This window comes from Halioglobus sp. D3-4 (assembly GCF_055809315.1).
Genome location: NZ_CM147907.1, coordinates 3,936,202 through 3,960,581, shown reverse-complemented (window position 1 = coordinate 3,960,581; position 24,380 = coordinate 3,936,202). Strand labels below are relative to the sequence as shown.

Annotated in this window: 21 protein-coding genes and 1 tRNA gene; 9 read left to right on the top strand and 13 right to left on the bottom strand. The window is 54.0% G+C overall.

The genetic code is table 11. From position 1 onward, the window contains the following. Window position 1 precedes the first annotated feature (1 nt). Window positions 2-595: an imidazoleglycerol-phosphate dehydratase HisB gene (gene hisB / locus AC0L6S_RS17410; RefSeq protein WP_473425379.1), complete on the bottom strand. Its 594-nt coding sequence runs from the start codon at window positions 593-595 to the stop codon at window positions 2-4. 372 nt (window positions 596-967) lie between these two features. Here hisB and mutY point away from each other — a divergent pair, with 372 nt between their 5' ends. The 3 genes from mutY (at window position 968) to AC0L6S_RS17395 (ending at window position 2,502) form a co-directional block, all read left to right on the top strand. Beyond that, complete coding sequence (mutY, locus tag AC0L6S_RS17405; protein ID WP_473425378.1) at window positions 968-2,053, top strand: A/G-specific adenine glycosylase; 1,086 nt, start codon at window positions 968-970, stop codon at window positions 2,051-2,053. 2 nt (window positions 2,054-2,055) lie between these two features. Then, window positions 2,056-2,328, top strand: coding sequence for an oxidative damage protection protein (locus AC0L6S_RS17400; protein ID WP_473425377.1), 273 nt, complete (start codon window positions 2,056-2,058; stop codon window positions 2,326-2,328). A gap of 98 nt (window positions 2,329-2,426) precedes the next feature. Continuing rightward, window positions 2,427-2,502: transfer RNA gene (locus tag AC0L6S_RS17395), tRNA-Phe, on the top strand. Window positions 2,503-2,536: 34 nt separating this feature from the next. Here the strand turns inward: AC0L6S_RS17395 and AC0L6S_RS17390 are convergent. The 3 genes from AC0L6S_RS17390 to AC0L6S_RS17380 form a co-directional block, all read right to left on the bottom strand. Further along, the gene (locus AC0L6S_RS17390) at window positions 2,537-3,082 is read right to left on the bottom strand and encodes a nuclear transport factor 2 family protein (RefSeq protein ID WP_473425376.1); all 546 of its coding nucleotides are present in this window, start codon (window positions 3,080-3,082) and stop codon (window positions 2,537-2,539) included. Window positions 3,083-3,883: 801 nt separating this feature from the next. Continuing rightward, window positions 3,884-4,504 (bottom strand): PEP-CTERM sorting domain-containing protein, encoded by a 621-nt coding sequence (locus AC0L6S_RS17385; RefSeq protein WP_473425375.1) that lies wholly within the window; start codon window positions 4,502-4,504, stop codon window positions 3,884-3,886. 296 nt (window positions 4,505-4,800) lie between these two features. Beyond that, entirely contained in the window at window positions 4,801-5,667 is an 867-nt protein-coding gene (locus AC0L6S_RS17380; protein WP_473425374.1) for a CAP domain-containing protein, read from the bottom strand. A 259-nt stretch (window positions 5,668-5,926) separates the two neighbouring features. Between AC0L6S_RS17380 and AC0L6S_RS17375 the strand changes: the two genes are divergently transcribed. Further along, window positions 5,927-6,466 carry a PepSY-associated TM helix domain-containing protein gene (locus AC0L6S_RS17375; RefSeq protein ID WP_473425373.1) on the top strand — a complete coding sequence of 180 codons (540 nt, stop codon included), beginning with the start codon at window positions 5,927-5,929 and terminating at the stop codon, window positions 6,464-6,466. A gap of 128 nt (window positions 6,467-6,594) precedes the next feature. Further along, on the top strand, window positions 6,595-7,299 hold the full coding sequence (locus AC0L6S_RS17370; RefSeq protein ID WP_473425372.1) for a transposase: 705 nt from the start codon (window positions 6,595-6,597) through the stop codon (window positions 7,297-7,299). 50 nt (window positions 7,300-7,349) lie between these two features. Here the strand turns inward: AC0L6S_RS17370 and AC0L6S_RS17365 are convergent, their stop codons facing one another. Beyond that, complete coding sequence (locus AC0L6S_RS17365) at window positions 7,350-7,979, bottom strand: hypothetical protein (protein ID WP_473425371.1); 630 nt, start codon at window positions 7,977-7,979, stop codon at window positions 7,350-7,352. Window positions 7,980-8,565: 586 nt separating this feature from the next. Here AC0L6S_RS17365 and AC0L6S_RS17360 point away from each other — a divergent pair. Together AC0L6S_RS17360 and AC0L6S_RS17355 are read left to right on the top strand one after the other, a co-directional pair. Then, the gene (locus AC0L6S_RS17360; protein ID WP_473425370.1) at window positions 8,566-9,672 is read left to right on the top strand and encodes a nucleoside hydrolase; all 1,107 of its coding nucleotides are present in this window, start codon (window positions 8,566-8,568) and stop codon (window positions 9,670-9,672) included. Window positions 9,673-9,896: 224 nt separating this feature from the next. Further along, window positions 9,897-11,153 carry an MFS transporter gene (locus AC0L6S_RS17355; protein WP_473425369.1) on the top strand — a complete coding sequence of 419 codons (1,257 nt, stop codon included), beginning with the start codon at window positions 9,897-9,899 and terminating at the stop codon, window positions 11,151-11,153. A 67-nt stretch (window positions 11,154-11,220) separates the two neighbouring features. Here AC0L6S_RS17355 and AC0L6S_RS17350 read toward each other — a convergent pair whose 3' ends face one another. From AC0L6S_RS17350 to AC0L6S_RS17335, 4 genes are all read right to left on the bottom strand, one after another. After that, window positions 11,221-11,850 carry a hypothetical protein gene (locus AC0L6S_RS17350; RefSeq protein WP_473425368.1) on the bottom strand — a complete coding sequence of 210 codons (630 nt, stop codon included), beginning with the start codon at window positions 11,848-11,850 and terminating at the stop codon, window positions 11,221-11,223. A gap of 441 nt (window positions 11,851-12,291) precedes the next feature. Next, entirely contained in the window at window positions 12,292-12,900 is a 609-nt protein-coding gene (locus tag AC0L6S_RS17345) for a hypothetical protein (RefSeq protein WP_473425367.1), read from the bottom strand. Then, window positions 12,893-13,876 carry an SGNH/GDSL hydrolase family protein gene (locus AC0L6S_RS17340; RefSeq protein WP_473425366.1) on the bottom strand — a complete coding sequence of 328 codons (984 nt, stop codon included), beginning with the start codon at window positions 13,874-13,876 and terminating at the stop codon, window positions 12,893-12,895. The genes AC0L6S_RS17345 and AC0L6S_RS17340 overlap by 8 nt, the downstream gene beginning before the upstream one ends. Before the next feature lie 516 nt (window positions 13,877-14,392). Next, the gene (locus tag AC0L6S_RS17335) at window positions 14,393-15,985 is read right to left on the bottom strand and encodes an alkaline phosphatase D family protein (RefSeq protein ID WP_473425365.1); all 1,593 of its coding nucleotides are present in this window, start codon (window positions 15,983-15,985) and stop codon (window positions 14,393-14,395) included. Window positions 15,986-16,087: 102 nt separating this feature from the next. On the opposite strand from AC0L6S_RS17335, the gene AC0L6S_RS17330 reads away from it, so the two are divergent. Next, the gene (locus tag AC0L6S_RS17330; RefSeq protein ID WP_473425364.1) at window positions 16,088-17,698 is read left to right on the top strand and encodes an alanine/glycine:cation symporter family protein; all 1,611 of its coding nucleotides are present in this window, start codon (window positions 16,088-16,090) and stop codon (window positions 17,696-17,698) included. Here AC0L6S_RS17330 and tauD read toward each other — a convergent pair. The 3 genes from tauD to AC0L6S_RS17315 all read right to left on the bottom strand — a co-directional run bounded on the left by tauD (window position 17,692) and on the right by AC0L6S_RS17315 (window position 20,904). Then, window positions 17,692-18,516: a taurine dioxygenase gene (gene tauD / locus AC0L6S_RS17325; protein WP_473425363.1), complete on the bottom strand. Its 825-nt coding sequence runs from the start codon at window positions 18,514-18,516 to the stop codon at window positions 17,692-17,694. The genes AC0L6S_RS17330 and tauD overlap by 7 nt on opposite strands. A gap of 84 nt (window positions 18,517-18,600) precedes the next feature. After that, window positions 18,601-20,319, bottom strand: coding sequence for a phosphoenolpyruvate--protein phosphotransferase (gene ptsP, locus AC0L6S_RS17320; RefSeq protein WP_473425362.1), 1,719 nt, complete (start codon window positions 20,317-20,319; stop codon window positions 18,601-18,603). A 99-nt stretch (window positions 20,320-20,418) separates the two neighbouring features. Next, on the bottom strand, window positions 20,419-20,904 hold the full coding sequence (locus AC0L6S_RS17315) for an Hsp20 family protein (RefSeq protein ID WP_473425361.1): 486 nt from the start codon (window positions 20,902-20,904) through the stop codon (window positions 20,419-20,421). Window positions 20,905-21,226: 322 nt separating this feature from the next. Between AC0L6S_RS17315 and AC0L6S_RS17310 the strand changes: the two genes are divergently transcribed. Continuing rightward, window positions 21,227-23,137 carry an acyltransferase family protein gene (locus AC0L6S_RS17310; RefSeq protein ID WP_473425360.1) on the top strand — a complete coding sequence of 637 codons (1,911 nt, stop codon included), beginning with the start codon at window positions 21,227-21,229 and terminating at the stop codon, window positions 23,135-23,137. A 16-nt stretch (window positions 23,138-23,153) separates the two neighbouring features. On the opposite strand, the gene AC0L6S_RS17305 is transcribed toward AC0L6S_RS17310, so the two are convergent. Continuing rightward, entirely contained in the window at window positions 23,154-24,344 is a 1,191-nt protein-coding gene (locus AC0L6S_RS17305; protein ID WP_473425359.1) for an amidohydrolase family protein, read from the bottom strand. Window positions 24,345-24,380 lie beyond the last annotated feature (36 nt).

The window sequence follows — 24,380 nt, the reverse complement described above, 5'->3', positions numbered from 1 at the left end:
GTTACAAAACGCCCTTGGTGGAAGGTGTGACGCCGGCCATACGCGGATCGGCCGTCAGCGCCATGCGCACAGCACGGCCAAAGGCCTTGAACACCGTCTCGATCTGGTGGTGGCTGTTGTCGCCGCGCAGATTGTCGATATGCAGGGTGACCAGCGCGTGATTGACGAAGCCCTGGAAGAACTCCATGAACAAATCGACGTCAAAACCGCCGACTGACGCGCGCGTGAACGGCACATTGAATTCCAGCCCCGGGCGCCCGGAAAAGTCGATCACCACCCGTGAGAGTGCCTCGTCCAACGGCACATACGCGTGACCGTAGCGCAGGATGCCTTTCTTGTCGCCCACTGCCTTGGCCACAGCCTGACCGAGCGTGATGCCGATATCCTCCACCGTGTGGTGGTCATCGATATGCAAATCACCCTTGGCGTTGATGTTCAGATCAATCAGGCCGTGGCGGGCGATCTGGTCCATCATGTGATCGAGAAAGGGCACACCCGTCTCAAATTCAGCCTTGCCGGTGCCGTCGAGGTTCACCGATACGGTGATCTGCGTCTCCAGTGTGTCGCGTGTAATGGTGGCCTTACGCTCAGCCATGGGGTTCTCCAGCGGTGTGACTTCGGGGGGCCTGCCCTCCGAAAAGGGCGACATTATAGGGGAATCTGCTTTTTAATTCACTGAGGTTAAGCTTCGTCCACAACCGAACTGAAATTTGGGTCCGTGGCGGAGAGTTTGGTCTGTATAGATCAACAGGACACGCCAAAAAGCGCACATCCATGTGCAGGCTCGGGCAGCGACGTCCTGTCGCTGCACGGTCCCGCTGATCTATACAGACCAAACTCTCCTTCAGCACGCCCCCTTGTACTTCTTTCGTTGACCTAATGAAGCATCTGCGAGAATTGAATTTAGTAGAACTGGATCAAACGACCGATTACCCTGTTCCACCCGTGCCACCCCCAAATTTGTCTTATGCCAAGTAATACATCCTTCGCCAAACGCGTCCTCTCATGGTTCGACCAGCACGGCCGCAAGGACCTACCCTGGCAGCGCGATACGAGTGCCTATCGCGTGTGGGTGTCGGAGATCATGCTGCAGCAGACCCAGGTAAAAACTGTGATTCCGTATTTTGAGCGGTTTATGGCGGCTTTCCCGGATGTCCAGGCGCTGGCGAAGGCGCCTGAAGACGAGGTGCTACACCTGTGGACGGGGCTGGGTTATTACGCCCGTGCGCGAAACCTGCACAAGGCGGCAAAGCAGGTTGTCAGTGAGGCCGACGGGCAGTTCCCCGACACGATTGAAGGCCTGTGCGATTTACCGGGAGTAGGGCGCTCTACCGCAGGCGCGATACTGAGTATCGCGTTTGGGCAGCGCGCCAGCATTCTCGATGGCAATGTCAAACGCGTGCTGGCGCGATTCCATGCAGTGGAGGGCTGGCCCGGGCAATCCGCGGTGCACCAGAGGCTGTGGGATATTGCCGAACAATACACACCCACCGAGCGCTGCGCCGATTACACGCAGGCAATGATGGATCTGGGTGCGACGCTGTGCACCCGCTCAGCACCCGACTGCGAGCACTGCCCACTCGCTGCGGATTGCGAAGCGAAGGCGCGGGGGGAGCAGAAAGCTTACCCCGGGAAAAAGCCGCGCAAGGTACTGCCGGTAAAAACCACCTGTTTCCTGATAGTGCGCAGCAACGGGGGTGATATCTGGCTGGAAAAACGCCCGTCCAGCGGCATCTGGGGGGGCCTGTGGTGCTTCCCGGAGATTGATGACCCTGCCGTCAGCAGCACGCGATGCCTTGACCTGTGGGGCACTGAGCCTTCCACGGTTGAAGTGCAGGCAGATTTTCGCCACACATTCAGCCACTACCACCTGGATATCACGCCAGTGTTGGTGGAACTCGGCAGTTGTTCACAAGCAGTGATGGAAGCCTCAGGTCAGCTCTGGTATAACCTGCGCCAACCCCCACAAATCGGACTGGCGGCCCCGGTGGCCTCGCTGCTGGAAAAACTGGCAGCCTCAGGCTCGCACATAGCGCCCAAAACGGAGTATTAACGATGACCCGCATGGTGAATTGCAAGAAGTACAAGAAAGAAATGGAAGGCTTGGATGCGCCCCCCTATCCCGGCCCCAAAGGTCAGGAAATCTTCGAGAACGTGTCAAAACAGGCGTGGCAGGACTGGCAGGAACATCAGACTATGCTGATCAACGAGAAACACCTGAGCCTGGTGGACCCCGAAGCCAGAAAGTACCTGCAGGGCGAAATGGATAAGTACTTTTCCGGCGATGACTACGACAAAGCTGAGGGTTACGTCCCACCTTCGGAGTAAGTCGGGCCCTTGAAGCCAGTGGTGGCTTGACTACCGCTGCGCAGACAGGTTTAATACGCGCCTTTCGCGCAATGCGAGAAGTGTAAAACCTGCGTTACGCCCGGATAGCTCAGTCGGTAGAGCAGGGGATTGAAAATCCCCGTGTCGGCAGTTCGATTCTGTCTCCGGGCACCATTTACATACCTTCAAAAAGTCGGGCACTACCCCATTAACGGGGTATGACCAGATTGTTAAAAAAAGCTGCTTCTGCTTCAGTTTTTATTCTCTTGGCGCTGAGCTGACGCTCCTCATCATCAAAAAAACCTCTTACTTCACGCCAATCCGCTTGGTGATAAGGTTCCTGTGAGAGCCATAGTCGCTCATACCCAGTACGTGAAAACTTCCAGTGCCCATCCTCACGGCGATATTCGTCCCAGTAGATACCAGTGCCGCGAATGACCACCTGATGCTCAGAAGCAAGTACTGTATCTTCAAAATGCCAGATGCCGGAAGCGTGTTCGGCATCAATGATAGTGATCTCCGGATGATGGCCCTGATGCTGGTGGTACAGTGTCTTAGTCATATTCTCGCGAAAGAAATTGACAGTTTCTTCTGGGCTATCGAAAGCGTTCCTGCCGTTGTCATAGCTAGTGGTGGCATCTGCAGTGAAAACCGCTTGCAGGGCGTCCCACTGTTTCATGTCGAGGTACCTGAAATAGCGATACTTGAGTTGTTTAATTTCCTCGATGGCGAGCAATTTTTCAGCGGGGTCCATTTTCTTTACCTGCGGTTATAAAGTTTCAAATTGTTCGGCACTTGATGGCCCTACGTTCGGTAGCTGCCAGATTTTCTTTCACGCTACCGCGAAAGTATGCCATGTGGCGATTGTACACCCTCGGCACTCCGGCCTTCCCGCGGCACGTTTGACACTTCCGCACCTCAAAACTCGGGCTATTTCTACAGACAATGGACTAACCCCGCTGCCGTATTCTCCCAACAATTTCCCCGCCGACTCATACTGCGCCCGAGCTGAGCTCTCTTTCGAATAACGTTCTGGCGTGACGGTAGCCTGCCTGATAAACGTGTTGAACAGGTTCATTTTCGAAGTACTGACAATAACAAGCGAACACCGCACGTTAGAACATCAAGATCTGGACTACGTTTGGGATCAAGGACTCTGACCCTGACCTATTTTGTAGCAGTGCAAACACGCCGCTTGCCCATAATTCCAATGTAGCCAAGGCGGCTATCAGCAGCAGATTGCTCGCTCTGAGCAACGTTGTACGGCTTTCCCGGGCAGTCCCCAGACCAAAAGGCTCTTGGTGTCCCTGAAATTTCCTTCAATCTGCATACGTGTTTTATACAAATTGACAATACGCCGCGCAGGCGTGACCGCACCAGTCGCACCGCCTTTGAGTTGTAGTCCGCCCTTGTGGATCAGATGGGTCGAGATCCCCCGGTAAACGATACCCAGCACCATGCCCATTGCCTGCGGGCCGCGGCCCCGGAAAGAGCCGCTGCGCTTGATGGCAATCTCACCCGCTGGAGGCGTTGGACGACAGCAGTATTGAAAGAGTTAAACCTTGGTTGCGCGCTTTCGGCTGAATATACCGAGGGCAGCCAAACCCATGCCCAACAGGCCCAAGGTGGCTGGCGCAGGTACTTGTGCTGCAGGTCTTACGAACCAAGCGCCAGCACCGTGCCAAGCTTGCCCTCCGTAGGAACTAGTGGTCTCCACGGAGTCTTCCCAGGGGTCGCGGTCCCAAAGCTTTGGAGACCAGGCCCAATTGTCACCTCCGTATGTGGAGGTATATCCTGTGACGAGTCTCGCCCGGTCAAAAATCTGGACGGCGTTGAAAGAGGACAAAAACAAGGGAGCCCAGGTTGAATCAGCCTCATAGTAATAACCGGGCGCCACTGTCGACTGCCCTGTAAAACTATTAAACAACGCCTGCACATCCTGCAGGGATGCCCAGGTCCACCCGTTTAAGTCGTAGCCATTGACCGCACTCGCTAGCGAACAAACGCCCCCCGGACACTGGCTGTTTAATGTGGCCCAGCTGACATTGGTGAACAAATCAACCTGCGCCCACTCCCGCGTACCGACAATAACGGTATCGGTGATGGGTGCTGCTGATACACTCTGGCTGATGGCGATAGCCGCTCCGGCTAGCCACTTAATCAATGAACGTCCCATGTTTATCAGTCTCCCTAATCCGGAATAATCAAAGTTTATCAATAGCTTGCCAATTTGATGTTCTACTGCGTTGGCGACTTTATTGTTCGGCAGGCAATGAGTGTGAGACTTAAACGGAGAAATTACCGAGGCAACAGCACTCAGCCCTCGCTACAGGCAACATAGGTGTCATAACGGGTGGAGCCGATGGCATCGGCCTCGCGGCGGCGCACTATTTCACATCTCTCAGGTTAGACGTCTGTATCGCTGATGCGAACGCGGCAAAGCTCGAATAGGCCTCCGCGAACGGCTGCAGCCTAGTAAGGCCACTGCCCGACGTAATTCCCGCCCGGTGAATAATTGCAGACCACCAGGTAGGCGTTATCCCACGATGAATCGAGATTGGTGAAAGAGCCGCATTGCTTCACGGCGCACCCCACATGGGTCGTCGCGCGCCAGACAACCTGGGTGTAGTGGCCGCAGACGCCCGTACAGGTATTGGTGGCATAGTCGTAATCGGGCATTTCACTCTCAACCCAGCCGGACAGTGCTGATTCGACGAGGCTGTCGACCGACCAGCCACTGGAGAACAGCGCCAGGTTTTCACCGACATAGCCCGGATAGCTGTCACTGCGATTACTGTTGTGTGCCCACGTACACTGGGCAGCATACCCTGTCGCAATATCGGCGAGCGCCTCATCCCATTGTAGGTCCTCCAAAGCCGGGTTGGGCGTGGGCGTGGGGAAAGTCCCGCGCCGCGCATTGTGCGCACACACCATTTCATCACTGAAGTTACTGCCCGGAACCACCGACGAGCAGTTCACACTGCCTTGCGGAGTGAATACAGCTACCAGCGGCGGCACCGTCTTGAACCATGCACTGCGCACCTGCTCTGCGGTGACATTGAAAGTACAGGTATTGTCCACGGCATCAGCACAGTAATTGCGCCAACCATCAAACTGCCAACCAGCGCGCGGGATTGCGGTGTACGTATCGAAATAACCATCAGTGACGTAATTTTTGGCGCAGTTGTCAGGCACGGGGGCCGTCAGGGTATCTTCCAGAGTACAACTGCGGCCATAGTTGGAATAAACGTCACCTTCACCCTCTATCTCGATCGGGTGACTGCAGGCTTGCAAAAGCAATGGAGCGGCGCAGACCAGTGCCGTTTTTATCGTTTTCATGTGCCGCACCTGTATGGCCTTATCTTCGCTCAATCTGAAAGTGTAGCCTTGATTGGAGTTTACGGCAAAAGAGGTGTCAGGGTATCGAACGATGAAAAGATAGGGTCATCCGAGAATGCTACAGTAATTGCAATTCACCCAGATCCTTTGATCCCTCATTCGGAAATACGTTGACTTGTGTCAGTGCGTAATTTCCCTCCTGCCTTGAGAATTTGTCAGGTATATTGCAAACCTGCAAAGCTTGATTAGGAGTTCAATAATGGATCGCAGAGTACTTACAACGATTCATATGTATCTGGCGGCATTTTTTGCCCCTGCGGTGCTGTTTGTAGCCATTTCAGGTGGCCTTTACTTAGCAGGGATCAAAGGTCAGGTTGAGCAGGAAGCCATTTACACTAGCTCTGAAGCCTCTATCGACAGCAGCTCTGCCTCGCTCCACGCTGATGTGTCCGCGTTGTTGGCTGATGCGGGGGTGGAGTCCTACAGCTTTGAGTATGTCAAAGTTAGCGGCGACAAACTCTATACCCGCCCCACCTCCTCGGACCACTATATAGTGCAATTGAACGAGAGCGGCGTTGAAGTTATTCAGGCTCGACCCAGCCTGCAGAGCCGGATGATAGAACTGCACAAGGGGCATGGTCCCTCCGAATTCAAAACGTTTCAGCAGGCCTTCGCCATTGGGTTTATCTTTATTATTCTCAGCGGCCTATGGCTGGGTATTTCCAGCACCCGGCTACGACGGTCCACATTGCTGACCGCCGCTGCCGGGGTTGTAGTTTTTGCATTGCTGTTAGTCTGACCGGAGATTAAGAGATCAACAAAGAGATCAAGGGGTCAGACTCCTTGAAATCGCCCACTTTCGATGTTCCCAAAGCTCTTTGATTTTGTTGTTCTTGCCAATCAAGTATATCAAGACCTTGCTACTTCATGTCCAGATTACCACGCCTCTATGCGCACGGCTGTGCCCATCACATCATCCAACGCGGCAACAACCGCACAACGTGCTTCTTTGAGGATATCGACCGGCTTCGTTATCTGGAGCTCCTTGCAGAGTCATCGAAACGGTACCACGTTGCCATCCATGCCTATGTATTAATGACAAATCACGTCCACATGCTGGCATCACCGGAGTCTGCCGAGTCCTGTGGCAAAATGATGCAGTCGCTTGGAAGGTGCTACGTTAGATATGTAAATGACCAGTACAACCGATCAGGCACTCTATGGGAAGGACGATACAGGTCTACGCTGGTGGATACAGATAGCTATTTCTTTGCTGTTTCCAGATACATCGAAATGAACCCTGTTCGCGCCGGGATAGTAGCTGCACCTCACCAGTATCCGTGGTCCAGCTATGCCTCAAATGCACTGGGCAAATCCAATTCATTAATAACCGCGCACCAATTGTATTTAGGCCTCGGGCGTGAACCCTCGGAGAGGCAGCGAAAGTATACCGCACTGTTCGAATGCAGACTAAGCCCCAAAATTTTGAACTCACTGCGAGAGGCAACGAATAAAGGTTGGGCATTTGGATCAGAGGATTTCATAGCGAAGCTGCACGCCATGGCCAATCGCTCTCCCGCGTCTGCTGGATGGGGTGGAGACCGGAAGTCTGAGAGAAAATCCAGGGGCTAGAATTACTTGATCAAGGACTCTGACCCCTTGATCTCCTGACCCCTTGATCTCTACTCGCGGTGCGGAGCTCTGCCCCGAAACAGAGCAAGTCCACAAAAGCCCAGTGCAAACAAGCTTACTGTACTGGCAATAGGCACTGACCGAGAAGGAATAAGTTTCACGGTTATGCGCGTATCGGCCTGCGGTTTTTCACTGGCCTCGATAGAGATCCGAACGGAATCATCATCATGAGTCACCGTCAGGGAGCCCTCGAAATTAATTGACGAGGCTATAGCGTCGTAAATTCTACTCTCGGGAAAACCAACCCAGTTCAGAGAACCGATATCAATGACAAGCTTCCCCTCGTCTCCAAAGGTTGTCAGCGGGGGAAGCGGTTTAAATGTCATTGAATCCGCATCTATATCCAACTCACCACCAACGATAAATGCTGTGCCTGAACCAAGGGGAAGGTCTAATCCCAAGTAGAACTCCGGATCCGTCAAAATGGAATCTCCAACGAGCGCAGGACCCGGTGAAAACGCATCCTCTGATATGGAACAAGGGCCACCGTATACCCCCCAAAAGCCAGCATCCAGGTTATACGAGCAGGTAACTTGATCGCCGATCAAGGTTGCAAAGGCATGCCCTGAAAATAACGTCATTGCGAGAAATGGGGTGAGGAAATGTCGCCTGATCTTCATATTGCCAGTGCCTCCATATTGTTTTTATAAACCTGCATAGCCACGAGTTACATCGCCAAACCTAAACTTTGATTTGAGGGAGAACTGCCAAACCAGTCTGAACTAACTTTGCAAACCGCGCAACAGGCACCGCATATCAAAGGTAGTTCAAGGGGTCAAGATCAAGGGGTCAGACTCCTTGAAAGTGCTCGCTTTGGATGCTCAGGCGAATGCGGATTTAGCGCCAGAATGTTGCATTCACTGAGCGATGCAACTGACAACGGTTGGGCATTCCGATCAGAAGATTTCATAGCGAAGTTACACGCAATAGCCAATCGCGCTCCCTCTTCTGCGGATTGGAATGGAGACCAGAAATTTGGGGGAAGGACCTAAGTTAGGTCTTGTTGATCAAGTACTCTGACCCCTTGATTCCCTTCTGCGGATTGGGATGGAGACCAGAAATCTGGGGGAAGAACCAAAGTGAGGTCTAGTTGATCAAGTACTCTGACCCCTTGATTCCTGACCCCTTGATTCCCTGAACGGAATGCATCGTTTGCGCACCTGCGTGTGCTTGCACAGGCCAGATAACAAGTGCTACCTTTCCGCCATGAAAAACTCCCTGCTAAATCTTATCATCACACTCGTACTCGCGCTTCCGATAGTTGCTTGTTCTGATTCAAACTCCGCTACGGTTCAACCTGAAGGCGATACGCCTGCCGGGCCTGTCGATATTGATCCAGCCTCACTCATTCCACGGGAGGGCCAGCTCGAAGTCGTTATCGACACAGACCTAACCAACGAAATTGACGACGAGTTCGCACTGGTGCAGGCGATCCTCTCGCCAGAGCGCCTTAACATTCGGGCTATTTATGCTGCGCCTTACGCGCTCTCAGAGGAGATAGTCCGGCGTGGTGCATTGACTGAGCTCGGCATTCGGATGCTGGAGAAGAGTCTCATGAGCGTGGGCCTCGATCTCAGTGTTGTTCCCGACGTCGAACCAGCACCGTCAATGGAGCAGGCCTATGCGATGGCCATGCAAATATCAGAACTCACCGGGTTCACTCCCGACCAGGGTATCCATCGCGGCTCTGACCGCTTCCTGAACGATGCCGTTACTCCGGTGATGAGCGATGCTGCGAATAACCTGGTGGCACTAGCACAGGAGGAACGCGACTCACGTCTCGTTGTCATCGCCAATGGTGCGATCACAAACGTAGCGAGTGCGCTCTTGATCGACCCGTCAATCGCGGAAGATATCGTGATCGTCTGGACAGCGGCGTATCCTTCGTTTTGGCCTCATCCCAACAATTCGTTCAACCTTGTACAGGATATAGATGCAGCGCGTGTTGTCTTTGAGAGCGGCGCGCCCGTGGTCTATATTCCAGGCTACTTCGTCGGCGAAAAATTGCGAGTCTCGCTGCCTGAGATGCAAGAGTACATTGAAGGCAAGGGTGAGATTGGCGATTTCCTGTTTGAACTTTACGCGGGACTCGATAACAAAGTTGGTCGTTCCAAAGTGTTATGGGATATGGTGACTGTCGGTTATCTTCTGGACCCTACTGTGTTTGACGAAAGAGTAGTTGCGCCCATGACGCTGGATGACGACCGTCGCTGGATACCCGGCTCGGGGTTGCCAGTCATTGAACCTATCGATTTCGACCGTGATCTCATATTCGCAGATTTCTACACCAAGATGGCGGCGCAGGCCGAATGAAGTGAACCTGCCAATTTTACGCAGCAGTTATTTGTAGAAGTAAATAAATGTCGGAACTTTTCGTTGTCATGATCTGGAAATGTGATCGCTCGGGGCCTTCCGGTTGATGAACGACGCTTCCGTAAACTGCTCGATCAAGAACTCCTGACCTTTTGATTTTTCATGCCTGAATTGGTCGAATCGACAGCATTCCTTTAATGTTCCGCATGCCTGACAATATAGGCATGACACTCCAACAGAAAACAGCATTGACCACCACCAATAGACGTGCATGGTTCACGGCGGCCTTCGCCTGCGTTGCCCTGATGGTTAGCAACGGCATGACTATATCGGGACTTTCTGTCTACGACATAGCGTTGAGAGATGCGTTCGGCTGGTCGATGGGCGACATAAAACTTCGCGACCTCATTACTCTGGTGCTAACCGGCTTGCTGGCACCTTTGGCAGGGGTCTGCCTGGACAGATACGGTGTGCGCCGCTGCATGCTGGTGGGCTGGTCTGTGCTGGCGCTGTGCTATTCTGGCTACAGCAACCTTTCCAGCTTGGTAGAGATGTACGCCCTCCACGCAGCTTTTGCACTGGTTCTGGTGTTTTGCGGACTCAATGCAGTCATCATTCTGGTATCCCAATGGTTTGTAAGGTATCGCGGCACAGCCATAGGCATAGCGCTGTGCGGCTCCAGCCTGGGCGGGGCGCTTTTCCCCCAGTATGGCACGGCCATGATTATCGACTGGGACTGGCGAGTCGCTTTTCTGGTGGCGACTATTTTTCCTGCGATTCTCCTGTTTGTTAGCTATTTCTGGCTGCGTGACAGGCCAAAGCAGAATGAGTGTGAGCGCGCGCAGAGCGAACTGCAAAGCTCCCCCGTTAGCGGGAAAGACACTGGGGAGGGCGTAACGTTTCGTGTAGCACTGCGCTCACGCACATTCTGGGCACTGGCGTTCATTGCCATGTCAACTTTCTATACTGTACTGGGCGTTCAGGCTCACGTGTACAACTACATGCGCGATGCGGGTTTTGATGCCCAGATTTCGACCAATGCCATTAGTGTGTTTTTCCTGTCGGCGCTGGCCGGGAAATTTGTTTTTGGTTTTCTCAGTGATTTGCTGGATAAGACAAAGGTTTTCTACCTCAACCTGGCAATTATGCTTATGGGCTCTGTGGTGCTAAACGGTATGAATATCTCACTGGTGTGGCTGGCCATGCTTGCCTTCGGATTGGGCTGGGGCGGAGTGTACAGCGTACTGCAGTTAACGGTTATGAATACCTTTGGTATCCGCGATGCCGGTAAAATCTTGGGAACCATCACCATATTGGACGCCTCGGGCGGAGGTGTGGGCATCTGGTTGACTGGCGTGCTCTATGACCACACCGGAAGTTACGAACTACCGTTCACCATCTTCTCTGGCATGGTGATATTTGCGATGCTTTGCCTGACACAGGTAAAGCCATTGAGAGTTTCGGAGCCGGGTAAACGCTAACCGCTGTTCGTCAAAGACTCGTCATATGACGAGTCTCTTACGACTGGATTTTCACGTTGGCCGCCCACTACTCGCGGTGCGGAGCTCTGCCCCAAAACAGCGCAAGCCCACAAAAGCCCAGTGCAAACAAGGTTGCTGTACTGGCAATAGGCACTGGCCGTGAAGGAATAAGTCTCACGGTTATGCGCGTATCGGCCTGTGGTTTTTCACTGGCCTCGATAGAGATCCGAACGGAATCATCATCATGAGTCACCGTCAGGGAACCCTCGAAATTAGATGACGAGCCAATGGCGTCGTAAATTCTACTCTCAGGAAAACCAACCCAGTTCAGAGAACCGACATCAATGACAAGCTTCCCTTCGTTTGTAAAGGTTGTCAGCGGGGGGAGCGGCTTAAATGTGATCGAATCCGCATCTATATCCAACTCGCCACCAACGATAAATGTTGTGCCTGAACCAAGGGGAAGGTCTACTCCCAAGTAGAACTCCGGATCCGTCAGAATGGAATCTTCAACGAGCGCAGGGCCCGGTGAAAACGCGTCATCTGATATTGAACAAGGGCCAGCGAATACCCCCCAAAAGCCAGCATCCAGGTTATACGAGCATGTAACTTGATCGCCAATCAAGGTTGCAAAGGCATGCCCTGAAAATAACGTCATTGCGAGAAACGGGGTGAGGAAATGTTGTTTGATCTTCATATTGCCAGTGCCTCCATGTTGTTTTTAGAAACCTGCACGGCCACGAGTTACATCGCCAAACCTAAACTTTGATTTGAGGAAGAACTGCCAAACCAGTTTGAACTAACTTTGCAAACCGCGCAACAGACGCCGCATATCAAACGTATATCAAAGATCAAGGAGATCAAGGGGTCAGACTCCTTGAAAGCGCACGCCATAGCCTATCGCACTCTCTCTTCTGCGGGTTGGGGTGGAGACCAGAAATCTGGCGGAAGGACCAAAGTTAGGTCTAGTCGATCAAGTACTCTGACCCCTTGATCCCGCGGAGGATGGAGAACGAATAAGTTTTCGCTGGCAGCGGGAGCTTCCCTTGAGGGGCGGGAGGTCGGGGCACCTGAGCTAGTCAGGTGATCCTGGACTATCGCCGCCAGACTATTTGCTGGAGCCTGTCTCTTTCCCCGCTCAGTGAGTTCTGCAAACAGCGCGGGGATTACTTTCTGCCCGCCATTGCAATGCTAGCAACGCCAGCAGGCCGATGGCCAAGAGCACCGGGGTCCCCGGCGCTGGAATCCCGAAAACAGTTGCACTAATAGATGGGTTACCCAGAAATACATCACTTCTGGACCTTACCGAAATTTCCAAAGAATAGCGCAAGCTATCTGTTAACGAATCTTTCACGTCGAGCAGCTGGTAATTCAACAACGCCGTGGAAACCAGCGCATGACCTGCGCTGCCGAGCGTTGCTCGATATTCAAAGGAGGTATTGGTAAGCGGGCCCACCGGCCCAACACCGAAACTACCATCAGTATATTCCCAGGACTCCGTATAGGATGAGGCCGAATCCCCGGGAAGCGGGCTTGCCTGCAGGTTGAAATCAAACCAGTAGGCATCTGTCATATCCAGAGCGGAAAACTCTATTGTGTACAGCACCCGGTCACCAGCATGCAGGATAATCGGTCCTGCCAGGACAGCCTGTGACACAAAAAGCAACAGCGTGGTAAAGATGCCTGATACTAGCCAGGTGTTTCGTCGCATTGTGGTTTCTCCTCTGTGCTCTATTCTTTCAGTCATTCACTGCTCCACAGGCACCGGACAGCTGCACCCAGCGCACAGCATCCGTGATGGCGGCTCTGTAAGCCTCCTTACCCGCTTCACTGTGATGGAGGCCGTCCTCCGCGTAGTATTCAGGATGGCCCTGCTCCCGTCCAACCCAGTCCAGAAGGATCACCCGTTGCGCTCCGGGTCGATCCTTCTCCTCAATTACCGATTCGATATTCGCGTTCACGGCCGCGACAGCAGCCTCAAAGTTTGGAGCATCCCAGTTATCAGCAACATTAGTGATCAGAACACACTGCGACGAAGACTGCGCCACTTCCACGGCAGTGATCAGATCTGCGCGATGAACAGCGGCAGTATACCCGTTCGGTGTGGTCATGCCTGCAGCAATTATGCGAGCATCGTTGCTGCCCAGTGCGATCACCGTAATGGTGGGCTGCAGAAAATCTACCAATTGCTGCAAGGAGTCGACTTCACCGCCCGGCACTCCCCATAACCAACCTTCGAATAACCAGTTGGGAATCGAGGAGCCACCGGAGGAAGCCACCCAAACATTCATCCAGGTCGCATCGCGAATGGATGCGGCCATCGTACCGGCACCGACACCGGACCATATAGCTGTCAGACTATCACCGGCCACGAGAACCGTAGCCGCCGATGACCCGAGAATACTGCTGGCCCCCTGTGAGTTGTTGTAAATAATCTGGAATGGGGCGGGCGCACTCTCAGCGGGCTCAGTGGGAAGAAACACAGCTCGCAGCGCCGGCATGGTTTCCAGCCAGTTTTCCTGCACGGTTTCAGCGTCGATATCAAAGCTACACGCGTTAGCAGTGGCTTTCAGGCAGTTGACCCAGTGATCAAACTGCCAGCCTGCGCGTGGTGTCGCGTAAAAGGTTTCCCGATATGCCCCTGTCGTCTTATTTTCACTGCAGTTCTCTGCTCCCGCTGCGAACTCCTCCAGCAAACAAGTCCTGTTTCCGCTGGCGGACATGATGTCCCCCTCACCGACAATTTCCAGCGGGTGCGAACAAGCAGTAACGAGAGAGACAAACAGAAGTAAGAATGTTCCTTTGATGGGAACCTCCGTGTCCGGACAATCCATACAAGATGGGGGTTCAGATCCATTACCGCGTTTAGGGGGTCAAATTCCCTGAACGCTTTTGGACCTTTTAATCTATTACCGTTTTATCATATTACCGGCACAAACAAAAACGCAGTTTAACTGATGCAATGTTCAGGCAGATCACAGAATCGGGTGAGCAATCTCGTTAAATGAGGCATACCCCGCAGAGCTGCGTATTTTCGCTTCGCGCTAAGAGATCATATGGTTTTTAGATGCCATCGAAACTATGTAAAAGCGCCAGGAATCTAATCACTCGGTAAGAAACCGGATATCCCGTCAAGATCAAGGAGTCTGACCCCTTGATGTGCTCGATTAAAAACTGGATATCCCGCCAAGATTAAGGAGCTTAGATCAAGGACTCTGACCCCTTGATGTGGGATTCGGTCAGGCCAGCGTCTCTATACCGGGCACACCGTTTATCACTCTGAAATGGCCTCTTGTTCGCGCCTCGGCGGTTGGGTCCAGTGTGTCGATAACGCGGAACTCGACGATGGTTTCCTCGGGCGTGACATCGACAACGACATATCCCTGGTGCAGGAGGTCGACATGACGCAAGTAAGGGTCATTCGCCTGCAACATGATGTTTTCAGCCAGTTGCAGCAGCTCGATTGGGGCAATTTCTGTCGGCAGCGGGTCAGCCGTCATTGATCCGGTGACGAATTCCATCGCCGTGATCGGCGAATTGATGTCGTCGAAATCCGGCTGGATATTGCTGGCCTTGTAAAAGTGGGTGTGTCCGGCGGACACCAGCACATTGGCGATTTTTTTGCTTTCTATAAATCGCATCAACTTGCGGCGCTCGTCCTGATAGTCATCCCAGGCTTCATTGGAGACGTAGATGCCGCCATTCTTCTGCAGGTCCGGGTCCGCGGCGCGCAGCTCCGGGGTATCAAAATCCACCAGCTTCCACGGCGCCATGTCGTAGCTGCTGCCGAGAATCTTCCACTGCGCACGGGACCGTGCGAGCCGACGGGCCAGCCACGCGAGCTGCCAGCCGCCCAGCGTGGTTCGACCGGGTTCAAACATCTCTTCGCCCGGCGGTATCGTGGTGTCCTGCGCGTCCAGCAGACCTGCAAAGGTGGTATTGGCCGGTACTTCAGGATCGCGATACTGGCGCGTATCCAGCAGCATAAACTCTGCGAGGTTGCCCCAGCGCAGGCTTCTGTAGGTGCGGTCTGTCAGGTTGCGCATCACTGGCATGGCCTCAAACCATGCCTGACGTGCGTTCGCCAGACGCTGCGGATCACCGGTGCGATCGACGCCATTGTAGAACTCGCCGTCATCCCATACCGCCACTAAAGGCACCTGTGCCTGCAGTGCCTGTAACTCGGGGTTTGAATGAAAGCGCTGGTACACGCCGCGATAATCCTCCACCGTCTGAGTGCCCGAATCACTGGCGTAGATATAATCGCCGAGGTGCAACAGAAAATCGACATTTTCGTTGGCGATCGCCCGATGAGCGACGTAGTGACTCTGCGTCCGCTGCTGGCAACTGGCAAAGGCATAGCGCAGATGATCCGGTGACGAAAAAGTACGCGGCGCGGTGCGCAGTCGGCCGACAACACTGCCAACACCCTTAACTTCAAAGCGGTAATGGTACCAGCGGTCCGGACGCAGCCCCCTGACCCTGACATGCAGGTTGTGCCCGGTGGATGCATCGACCAGCCTGAACCCGCCGCGCACAACATTCTGCATCAGCGCATCTTCTGCAACTGACCACAGCACGGCGACACGTTCGCCGTTGTCAGTCGCTACGCGAGTCCAGATAACCGCGCCTCCCGGCGTCGGATCACCCGATTTGATACCGTCGGGAAAAACTTGTGCCGCCTGATCATCGGCGCGCGCGTAATCGGCCGCCAGAAACGTCTGCCCGGTGGCACCAGCGGCGACCAGCACTGACAGGGCCCGCAGGAATTCCCTACGTGGCATCGTGCGGCCGGTGCCGCGTGGGGGCGCTATTTCAAGATCCGGTTTCATCAGGCTTGCCTACCTCTATTATTTGAATTGAGGGTTTAGGTATCGTTCAGCGAACAGCCACTGAAGTATAGACCACTCGCCAGCTATGTGGATGACGCTTCGATGAATCCTCAGCAGATTACCTCATCGCCTTGGCGAGAGGGCACGACTGTGCGAGCATGGGGCATCGAATATGAGTGGGGTACCAAATTGCAGGCAGGCAGGAGACTAGTCCCCGCAATCGCGATATTGCTTCTCTCTGTCAGCTCCCGCGCCGACACGTTTGATCAGCAGGTCGAAGAACTCGTACGACCACTGACCGATGTCCTCTCCAGCGTGGTCTTTTATGAAATCAATCTGTTGGGGCAGCCCTTTCCCCTTATAGTCCTATGGCTGGCAACCGCCGCGCTGTTCTTCACGTTTTATATGGGCTTTATCAATATCCGCGGTTTTGGGCTGGCGCTTCGCCACGTGCGCGGCGAGTTCCGCAATCCCAAAGCCAGGGGCGAGATTTCTCACTTTCAGGCGCTGGCCACAGCGATATCCGGCACGGTGGGGATAGGGAATATCGGCGGCGTTGCAGTCGCGATCGTTATCGGTGGCCCGGGGGCCGCGTTCTGGCTGGTCCTTGCCGGCTTCCTCTCGATGTCCACAAAATTGGTGGAATGCACACTGGGTGTAAAGTACCGACGTCACAATGCGGATGGCTCTGTCTCGGGCGGCCCGATGTATTATCTGGAGCGGTATCTGGCAGATCGCGGTGCCGCACGCTGGGGCAAACTGCTGGGCAGCTTTTACGCGCTGTCACTGGTTATCGGGTGTCTGGGGATTGGCAATATGTTCCAGTCCAACCAGGCGTATGTGCAGTTTGTGGTAATTTCCGGTGGCGAGCACAGCTATTTTGCCGACAAGGGTTGGCTGTTTGGATTACTGATAGCAATCGCAGTCGGACTCGTCATCATCGGCGGTATCAAATCCATCGCCAGAGTCGCTGCGCGGCTGGTCCCGTTTATGGCGATACTCTACGTGCTGTCAGCACTCACCATTATCACCCTTAGCGCAGACCAGGTACCGGGCGCTATCCGGCTGATTCTGGAAAATGCATTTACACTGGAAAGCGCCACGGGCGGCATGGTCGGTGCCATTATTGTCGGGTTTCAACGGGCGTTGTTCTCCAACGAAGCGGGCATCGGTTCGGCTTCCATTGCACACTCGGCAGTGCAGACCAAAGAGCCCGCGTCCGAGGGCCTGGTATCGCTGCTGGAACCCTTTATCGACACGGTGGTGATCTGCACGCTGAGTTCACTGGTTATTGTTACCACGGTGTACCCCAACGGCCTGATGGACTCCGGGCTGGAGGGTATCGCACTCACCTCTGCGGCTTTTGCGCACCACATCAGTTGGGCCCCCTATCCGCTGGCAATCGCCGCACTACTGTTCGCCTTTTCGACCAGTATTGCCTGGTCGTACTACGGCCTGAAGGGGTGGACGTATCTGGTGGGCGAAGGGGCAGTGCAACAGCTGGTATTCAAAGCTGTCTTCTGCGGGTTTATCGCGCTCGGTTGTATGATTCAGCTATCCGCGGTACTGGATTTCTCAGACGCGATGGTGTTCCTGATTGCCGTTCCGAATATCCTGGGGTTGTATTTCTTCGCACCCGAGGTGAAGCGCGATATCAATGACTATATGCGGCGCATCAAGGCGGGCGAGGTATATCTCAACAGCGATCAGTAAGGCCGATCGCCATCAATGGTTATCCTGTGCAAGCGCCGGTGGGCGGGAAAATAGTCGTTGACGGGTTTGTGTTGCGTACTGCGGTTGTCCCAAATCGCTATAGAATTCACCTGCCATTGAAAACGACAGGTGTACTCCGGCACGGTGATATGGTTGAACAGATAGGCCAGCAATGCATCGCTTTCTGCCGCTCGCAGGCCTTCAATGTGTGTGGTAAACAGGGAGTTCACAAAAATCACTTTTTTGCCGGTCTCGGGGTGTACGCGAATAACCGGGTGCCTGACGGGCGGATTGGCGGCAACGGCCTCCGCCAAGCGTTCCTTGCCACCGGGAGCTGCCAGGCTCTCCTTGAACCCATATGAAAAATCATGGACTGCTGTCAACTGGCCCAAGAACGCCTGCAGGGGTGCAGAGAGGCCTTCATAGGCTGCAGTCATGCTCGACCAGAGGGTGTCCCCCCCCTTGGGCGGAACGATATCAGACTTCAGCACCGTACCCATTGGCGGGTGCTCGCGGAAGGTCATATCGCTGTGCCAGGCCTCAATGCGGGTCGGTTTCTCCGGCGTACTCTCAAGTATCGTGATCTCAGGAAAGTTCTCGACGGTATCGTAGGCGGGATGGGTCTGCAGCGGCCCGAAGGACTGCGCCAGCGCTTTCTGATGCTGTGGACTGATATCCTGGTCGCGAAAGAAAATGACTTCGTATTCATTGAGCAGTTTGCGAATCTCCGCTGAGCGCTCCGCCGTCATGTCTTCGGAAAGGTCAATTCCATAGACTTCGGCACCGAGAGCGCCCGCGATTGGTCTAACATCATACATAGTGGAAACCGCCTGAGTTGAAGCGGACGATTCTAGTATAAGTGGCGCCCGAGTAGAATGGTACGCATGGATTGACACCTGACATCAGAATTCAGGGAGCGATCCGCCGATCCCCGCCGCACAGATAATCTCTTTCACGCGGTTTATCGAATGCGCCTCGATGGCTTGAGCCGCCAATGCCTCGAGGGTATCAAGGCGATGGCTGCGCAAGACGTATTTGACCGGCACACTCAAACTCGGGCTCATACTCAGGCGCCGAATACCCAGCCCCACCAGAAGTGCTGCAATTTCCGGGTTGCCCGCTGCTTCACCGCACACTGTCACCGGCTTGTTGTTGGCGCGTGCGGCACTGCACACTGCATTTATCGCACGCAACACCGCCGGGTGTAACACGGAGTAGTCGTCCTCCGTGTCCAGCGCGTTTCGATCCGATGCGAGAACAAATTGAGTCAGGTCATTAGTGCCGAGATTGACAAAATCTGCGTATTTGAGGATATCGTCGATAAGTAGCACCGCCGCAGGCGTCTCAACCAGTACACCAGTCGGCGGGACGGGCAGGTTCAGTTCGCATGCAATCTGCAGTATAAGGTCTTTCGCCGCGAGAAAATCGTCTACCCCCAGAACCATCGGCAACAGAATTTTTATCCGGTGGTCAGCGGAGACCCTCAAAAGCGCCTCGACCTGCGTTCTAAACAATTGCAGGCCCGCGCCCAGAGAGAACCGTAAACCACGTATGCCCAGTGTCGGGTTGGCTTCCGGAGAATGCCTGAGAAACAGTGGGAACTTGTCGCCACCAAGGTCCAGCGTTCTGATACAGATATCCCGACCCGGCGTTCTACTGGCCACCTTCGCATACTGATCGACCTGTTCATCGACCGTTGGCGGGTCGGAATGATCCAGAAACAGAAACTCTGTGCGCAATAAACCGATGGCCGACATGTTGGACGAGACACTCAGCTCAGCCTCATTGGGCCTTGCAAGGTTGGCCATTAGCAAAATCTCTACACCGTCTTTCGTCTGGCAGGGGAGGTGCTCGTCGGCCTTCTGGGCAGCGCGATAGGCGTTAAAGCGGCGCTGTTTCTGTCTAAATTTGTCGAGCTGAGCCTGGGTCGGCTCAAGCACTAGTTCGCCAATATAGCCATCCAGAAGCAGATGCTGGCTTGAGGACAATGACTCGGCAATATTTGGGATACCGGTCAGCGCAGGGATTCCCAGCGCACGCGCCAGAATCGCGACATGGCTTGTTTCGCCGCAGCGCTGGGTCACTACCCCCGCCAGTTTTTCACTGTCCAGTTCCACCAGATCGGAGGGCAGCAGTTCCTCCCCAACAATAATCGAGTTATCTTCGAGCGCGGAAAATCGGGAGGATGGATTCCCCGCAGCATGGCGCACCAGACGATTGCCGATGTCCCTGATATCCAGTTCGCGCTCACGCAGGTAAGGGTCATCTGCCTGACTCATCCGTGCGGCATAGTCCTGCACCGAAACCGATATGGCATCCTCGGCGCGCAGATCATCGCTACTAAGCCTTTGCACAATATCATCCAGCAATGCCGGATCTTCCAGGATCAATTGGTGTGCGGCAAATATCTCTGCTTCACTGGCGCCGAATTCCTGATGCACATGTGCCTGCAGTGCCTCAAGATCCGCTTTGGCACTTTGAAACGCCCGCTTGAGCCGCAGGATTTCGGCATCCGCGTCCACCGGTCGCGGACTCACCGCTGTTGGTATAGAGTCCGAGAGGACGACGGCGCGCCCATTCGCCAGCCCCGGTGCGATGGCTTTGCCCGCTAGAACGCGCATGACAGCAACCTCTTCTACGACAGGGGCAGGCCACGGGTTAGCGCGCTTCTGAACAAATGGATCGCACAACCCGGGCCTGCCCCTTCATCACACTATGAATCAGGCTGCCTCTTTACCTGCGTCTTCGGTATTCTCCGAACCCGGTTGTTCGAGTAACGAGCCACTGTCGTTGATAGGTATGCTCCGGGGCTTCATTTCCTCCGGAACCTCTCTCACCAAATTGATAGTGAGCAGGCCATTGATGAGATCTGCGCCGGTTACCTCGACATGATCGGCGAGATTGAACTTACGTTCAAAGGCACGGTTGGCAATACCCTGATGGACGAAGTGGCGTTCCTCCTTCTTCTGGGCTTTGATGCCGCGAACATAGAGAACACCTTTCTCTACCATAAGATCGAGTTCATCACGCTCAAATCCGGCCACCGCCAGAGTAATCGCGTACTTGTTGTCCTCGATTGCCTCGATGTTGTAGGGCGGATAGCCCGAGACATTGGCATCGACACTGCGTGCGTTATCGATCAGCGAGGTAAGCCTGTCAAATCCGATGCTGTTGCGAAACAGCGGGGAAAGGTCAAGTGAATTCATGTTACATCCTCCATAAGAAGCAATATAAATTTACCGGACACACCATGGGCACTGCTGTGAGCTACCCGGGTGCTAATCGAAAATCTGGGGATGCCATGACAAATTTCAAGATTCGCTCTAAAAATATATCTGCATAATTCGGGCTTCATATATGACAATACGAAATAGATAAAATCTTCAGGGGGACATGCCCCGGTAAACCAGTCATGAGGTGGTCAATCACAGCGACACCTGTGCATTGGTCTGGATTAATCGTATTCTGAGTTCAAGGAACCCGCCTGATCCCAACTGATCTCCGGGGAAAACAAATGAAAAGTAGTTTATGCCTACACCTTCTTCCGCCGCGACAAACTATCGCCCCGACATAGACGGGCTCAGGGCTATCGCTGTGATGTCCGTGGTGCTGTTTCATGCGGGCTTCCCGTTATTCAGTGGCGGCTTTGTCGGCGTTGATATCTTCTTCGTGATAAGCGGCTTCCTGATTACCCGCCTGCTGGTGGGCGAGGTCGACACTAATAATAACGTGAACTTTCGCAGGTTCTATTTGCGCCGGGCGAGGCGGCTACTGCCTGCCATGCTCTTTACGCTCGCTGCCACTGCGGCATTCTCCATAGGATTGTTATCGCCACTGCAGTTGCAGAACTTTGGGGCTTCACTGGTTTCGGCCGTCCTGACAGTACCCAATATTTTCTTCTATACCGACAGCGGTTACTTTGCAGCAGACGCCTCGCTGAAACCGCTGCTGCACACGTGGTCACTGGGTGTGGAGGAGCAGTTCTATTATCTGTGGCCGATACTTATCGGGGTGTTTTCACTGAGCAGGTGGGGGCCACCGGTTCTCACCGCCGTTGCAGGGCTGTTAAGCCTCTACTTCTGTCAAAGATTGATGGGCGGCAATCCCGATGCAAGCTTCTTTCTGATGCCGCTAAGGGTGTATGAATTTGCCATCGGCGCACTGTTGGTGTGGACGATACGTACTGCACCTCAACGCCATCTGTTGCCTGATCTCCTGCTGACAATCGGCCTCGCCCTGATAGCTTATTCGGTTGTCACCTACAACGAAAACACTGCTTTTCCGGGTGTGAACGCGCTCGTTCCCTGTATTGGAGCAGCGCTTTGTATCTACGCTGGCCAAGCTAGATATTTGGGGAAACTGCTGAGCAACCGCCTGTGCGTCGGCATCGGCTTGATTAGTTATTCACTGTATCTGGCGCACTGGCCAGTTATGGTTTTCTACAAGCACTCTTTAAGCGATGGCCAGATCCGTAGTTCTGAATCCATTGCATTGACGCTGTGCTCGCTGGCGCTCGCTGTTTTCATGTACTTTTTCATCGAGACGCCCTTTCGCAAGAGCAGTGAGAACAATGCTCGGTTTCTGGTCACCTGTGCCTCCATCGCCCTGCTGCTTTTCTGCCTTGGTGCATCCCTATGGGGTTTTAACGGTTGGACCTGGCGCAGTTGGGCGGCATCGGGTGATATTAATACTGAGACCACTGAAGCCGGAAAGAAACAACGCTTCGACATTCGTCGCAAGCATTGCAGGCAAAAAGGCTGGGACAGCTGTGACAACCCGGTGCCGGGCAAAGTGAACGCGCTAATTTTAGGTGACAGCCATGCTATCGATGCGCTAAATGCGTTTGCCGCCGCCTACCCGCAACACAATTTCGCTATGTCTTCATTGGCGGGGTGCCCGCCGCACAATAATATCGAAGCAATTACTATTCCCAGCCACCCGAATCGAGCAGCCTGTAAGGCCCTGAATCTGACACGCTTCGACGCCGCCTACCTGCAGCAATTTGACTACATCGTTATCAACATACTGTTGGGCTGGTATACCGTCGAGCAGCTCGAACAGTATCTGTTGTTCCTTCATCAGAGCGGGATAGAGAAAGTTATTGTGCTCGGAGATTATCTGGAGCTAAGCACAGAGATGTATGAACTGATCAATCAATACGGATACAGCCCTGCTGCGGTGATAGATCGGGCTAGTAACCCGGCAGGATCGGATTCGCAACTGCGGCCGCTAGTGGAGCAGCTTGGTTATCTCTTTGTCAGCAAACGGGAGGTGTTCTGCCACAGTGGCACCTGCCAGGTGTTTGATGATAATAACGTCCCGTTTACTTACGACACACACCACCTGTCCCTGCCATTCGCAACACGGATCGTGACGGCGGCCAAAAAGCAGGTGGACGCCTATCTCAATCACGCCTCGCGAACAGGCAGGTCACCGTGACCAGAACGCAGTTCGACTAAAGCGGCTGCGGCGTATTCAGGAATCGCGTGTTATCGCGAAGGATCAACTGCTTCTCCTGCGCATTGAACTTTTCCAGTTCGGCGACATAATCCAGCGGGGTCGGCATACCCTCGATGTGAGGCCAGTCTGAGCCGAAGATGACGCGGTCGACCCCCATATGGTGTGCAACCTCATTCACATCGTCTTCCCAGAACGGATTTATCCATACATGCTTGCGAAACAGCTCGGCGGGATCTTCCTTGTAATAGCTGCGCATGCGGTCACGCGACTGGCGCAGCTTGCGGAACAGGTCGGGCAGAAACTCGGCACCATTTTCCACCGAGGCGATGCGCAGATTGGGAAAACGTTCAAACAGCTTTTCATAACACAGTGTTATCAGAAAATCGTATGCAGCCCGCTCAATATTGAAATGCTTGATATTGGGTGAGAACACACCGCCGTTAAAATCCGCCGAAAAGCCGTCCTTTACATAACCGTGGGTGGTATAGCCAGAATCCGATGCGTGCACAACCAGGGTAATTCCCGACTCATTCAGCCGGGCCCAGAACGGATCGAACATTGGGTCGGACGGTGAGCGTGTGCTGCCGTCGGCGAGTGTAATCGCAGAGGGGCGCATACACACCACCCGCGCGCCGCGCTCCAGCGCCCACTCCAGTTCCCGGCATGCCCAGTCCACGTCACAGAGTGAGATATACGGCGCGGCAAAGATCTTGTCCTGCAAGTTACAGCCCCAGTCCTCATCCAGCCAGCGATTGAATGCGGTGAACTGTACCTTCACCGCCTCGGTATCATGTTTCAGCAACTCCTCGTAAAGCACCCCCAGGGTCGGGAAGACCCAAGCGGCTTCCAGCCCCTGTTCGGCCAGCTTTGCCAGACGCGCTTCGCCGCTTATGTAGTAATCCGGCAGCGGCTCGTGCGCCTTCATCCGTGCGATATCTTCTTCGGTTAGTTCCTTGCCGTGCAGGAAAGGGGCGATAGAGCCGGGAAATGAAATCGGGTTCCAGGTAGGGTTTTTTACCGCTCGCGCCAGCTTGCCGCCCACCAGATGGTGCTGCCGACCGTCGATCGTCACCCACTGTACACAGCGTGAACGCATATCGTTGGGTAGGTGCCGGGTAAAGGCATCCTGCGACTCATAGTAGTGGTTGTCCGCATCGAAGGCGGGGTAGTCAAGTACGTCTGTCATAGTGAAGCCTCGCTAGTTCGCCCCCGGATACTATGG

What these genes read in the sequence shown, in the direction of transcription:
- hisB (WP_473425379.1), bottom strand. Translation starts at nt 595, where the DNA reads ATGGCTGAGCGTAAGGCCACCATTACACGCGACACACTGGAGACGCAG.
- mutY (WP_473425378.1), top strand. Translation starts at nt 968, where the DNA reads ATGCCAAGTAATACATCCTTCGCCAAACGCGTCCTCTCATGGTTCGAC.
- AC0L6S_RS17400 (WP_473425377.1), top strand. Translation starts at nt 2,056, where the DNA reads ATGACCCGCATGGTGAATTGCAAGAAGTACAAGAAAGAAATGGAAGGC.
- AC0L6S_RS17390 (WP_473425376.1), bottom strand. Translation starts at nt 3,082, where the DNA reads ATGGACCCCGCTGAAAAATTGCTCGCCATCGAGGAAATTAAACAACTC.
- AC0L6S_RS17385 (WP_473425375.1), bottom strand. Translation starts at nt 4,504, where the DNA reads ATGGGACGTTCATTGATTAAGTGGCTAGCCGGAGCGGCTATCGCCATC.
- AC0L6S_RS17380 (WP_473425374.1), bottom strand. Translation starts at nt 5,667, where the DNA reads ATGAAAACGATAAAAACGGCACTGGTCTGCGCCGCTCCATTGCTTTTG.
- AC0L6S_RS17375 (WP_473425373.1), top strand. Translation starts at nt 5,927, where the DNA reads ATGGATCGCAGAGTACTTACAACGATTCATATGTATCTGGCGGCATTT.
- AC0L6S_RS17370 (WP_473425372.1), top strand. Translation starts at nt 6,595, where the DNA reads ATGTCCAGATTACCACGCCTCTATGCGCACGGCTGTGCCCATCACATC.
- AC0L6S_RS17365 (WP_473425371.1), bottom strand. Translation starts at nt 7,979, where the DNA reads ATGAAGATCAGGCGACATTTCCTCACCCCATTTCTCGCAATGACGTTA.
- AC0L6S_RS17360 (WP_473425370.1), top strand. Translation starts at nt 8,566, where the DNA reads ATGAAAAACTCCCTGCTAAATCTTATCATCACACTCGTACTCGCGCTT.
- AC0L6S_RS17355 (WP_473425369.1), top strand. Translation starts at nt 9,897, where the DNA reads ATGACACTCCAACAGAAAACAGCATTGACCACCACCAATAGACGTGCA.
- AC0L6S_RS17350 (WP_473425368.1), bottom strand. Translation starts at nt 11,850, where the DNA reads ATGAAGATCAAACAACATTTCCTCACCCCGTTTCTCGCAATGACGTTA.
- AC0L6S_RS17345 (WP_473425367.1), bottom strand. Translation starts at nt 12,900, where the DNA reads ATGACTGAAAGAATAGAGCACAGAGGAGAAACCACAATGCGACGAAAC.
- AC0L6S_RS17340 (WP_473425366.1), bottom strand. Translation starts at nt 13,876, where the DNA reads ATGTCCGCCAGCGGAAACAGGACTTGTTTGCTGGAGGAGTTCGCAGCG.
- AC0L6S_RS17335 (WP_473425365.1), bottom strand. Translation starts at nt 15,985, where the DNA reads ATGAAACCGGATCTTGAAATAGCGCCCCCACGCGGCACCGGCCGCACG.
- AC0L6S_RS17330 (WP_473425364.1), top strand. Translation starts at nt 16,088, where the DNA reads ATGAATCCTCAGCAGATTACCTCATCGCCTTGGCGAGAGGGCACGACT.
- tauD (WP_473425363.1), bottom strand. Translation starts at nt 18,516, where the DNA reads ATGTATGATGTTAGACCAATCGCGGGCGCTCTCGGTGCCGAAGTCTAT.
- ptsP (WP_473425362.1), bottom strand. Translation starts at nt 20,319, where the DNA reads ATGCGCGTTCTAGCGGGCAAAGCCATCGCACCGGGGCTGGCGAATGGG.
- AC0L6S_RS17315 (WP_473425361.1), bottom strand. Translation starts at nt 20,904, where the DNA reads ATGAATTCACTTGACCTTTCCCCGCTGTTTCGCAACAGCATCGGATTT.
- AC0L6S_RS17310 (WP_473425360.1), top strand. Translation starts at nt 21,227, where the DNA reads ATGCCTACACCTTCTTCCGCCGCGACAAACTATCGCCCCGACATAGAC.
- AC0L6S_RS17305 (WP_473425359.1), bottom strand. Translation starts at nt 24,344, where the DNA reads ATGACAGACGTACTTGACTACCCCGCCTTCGATGCGGACAACCACTAC.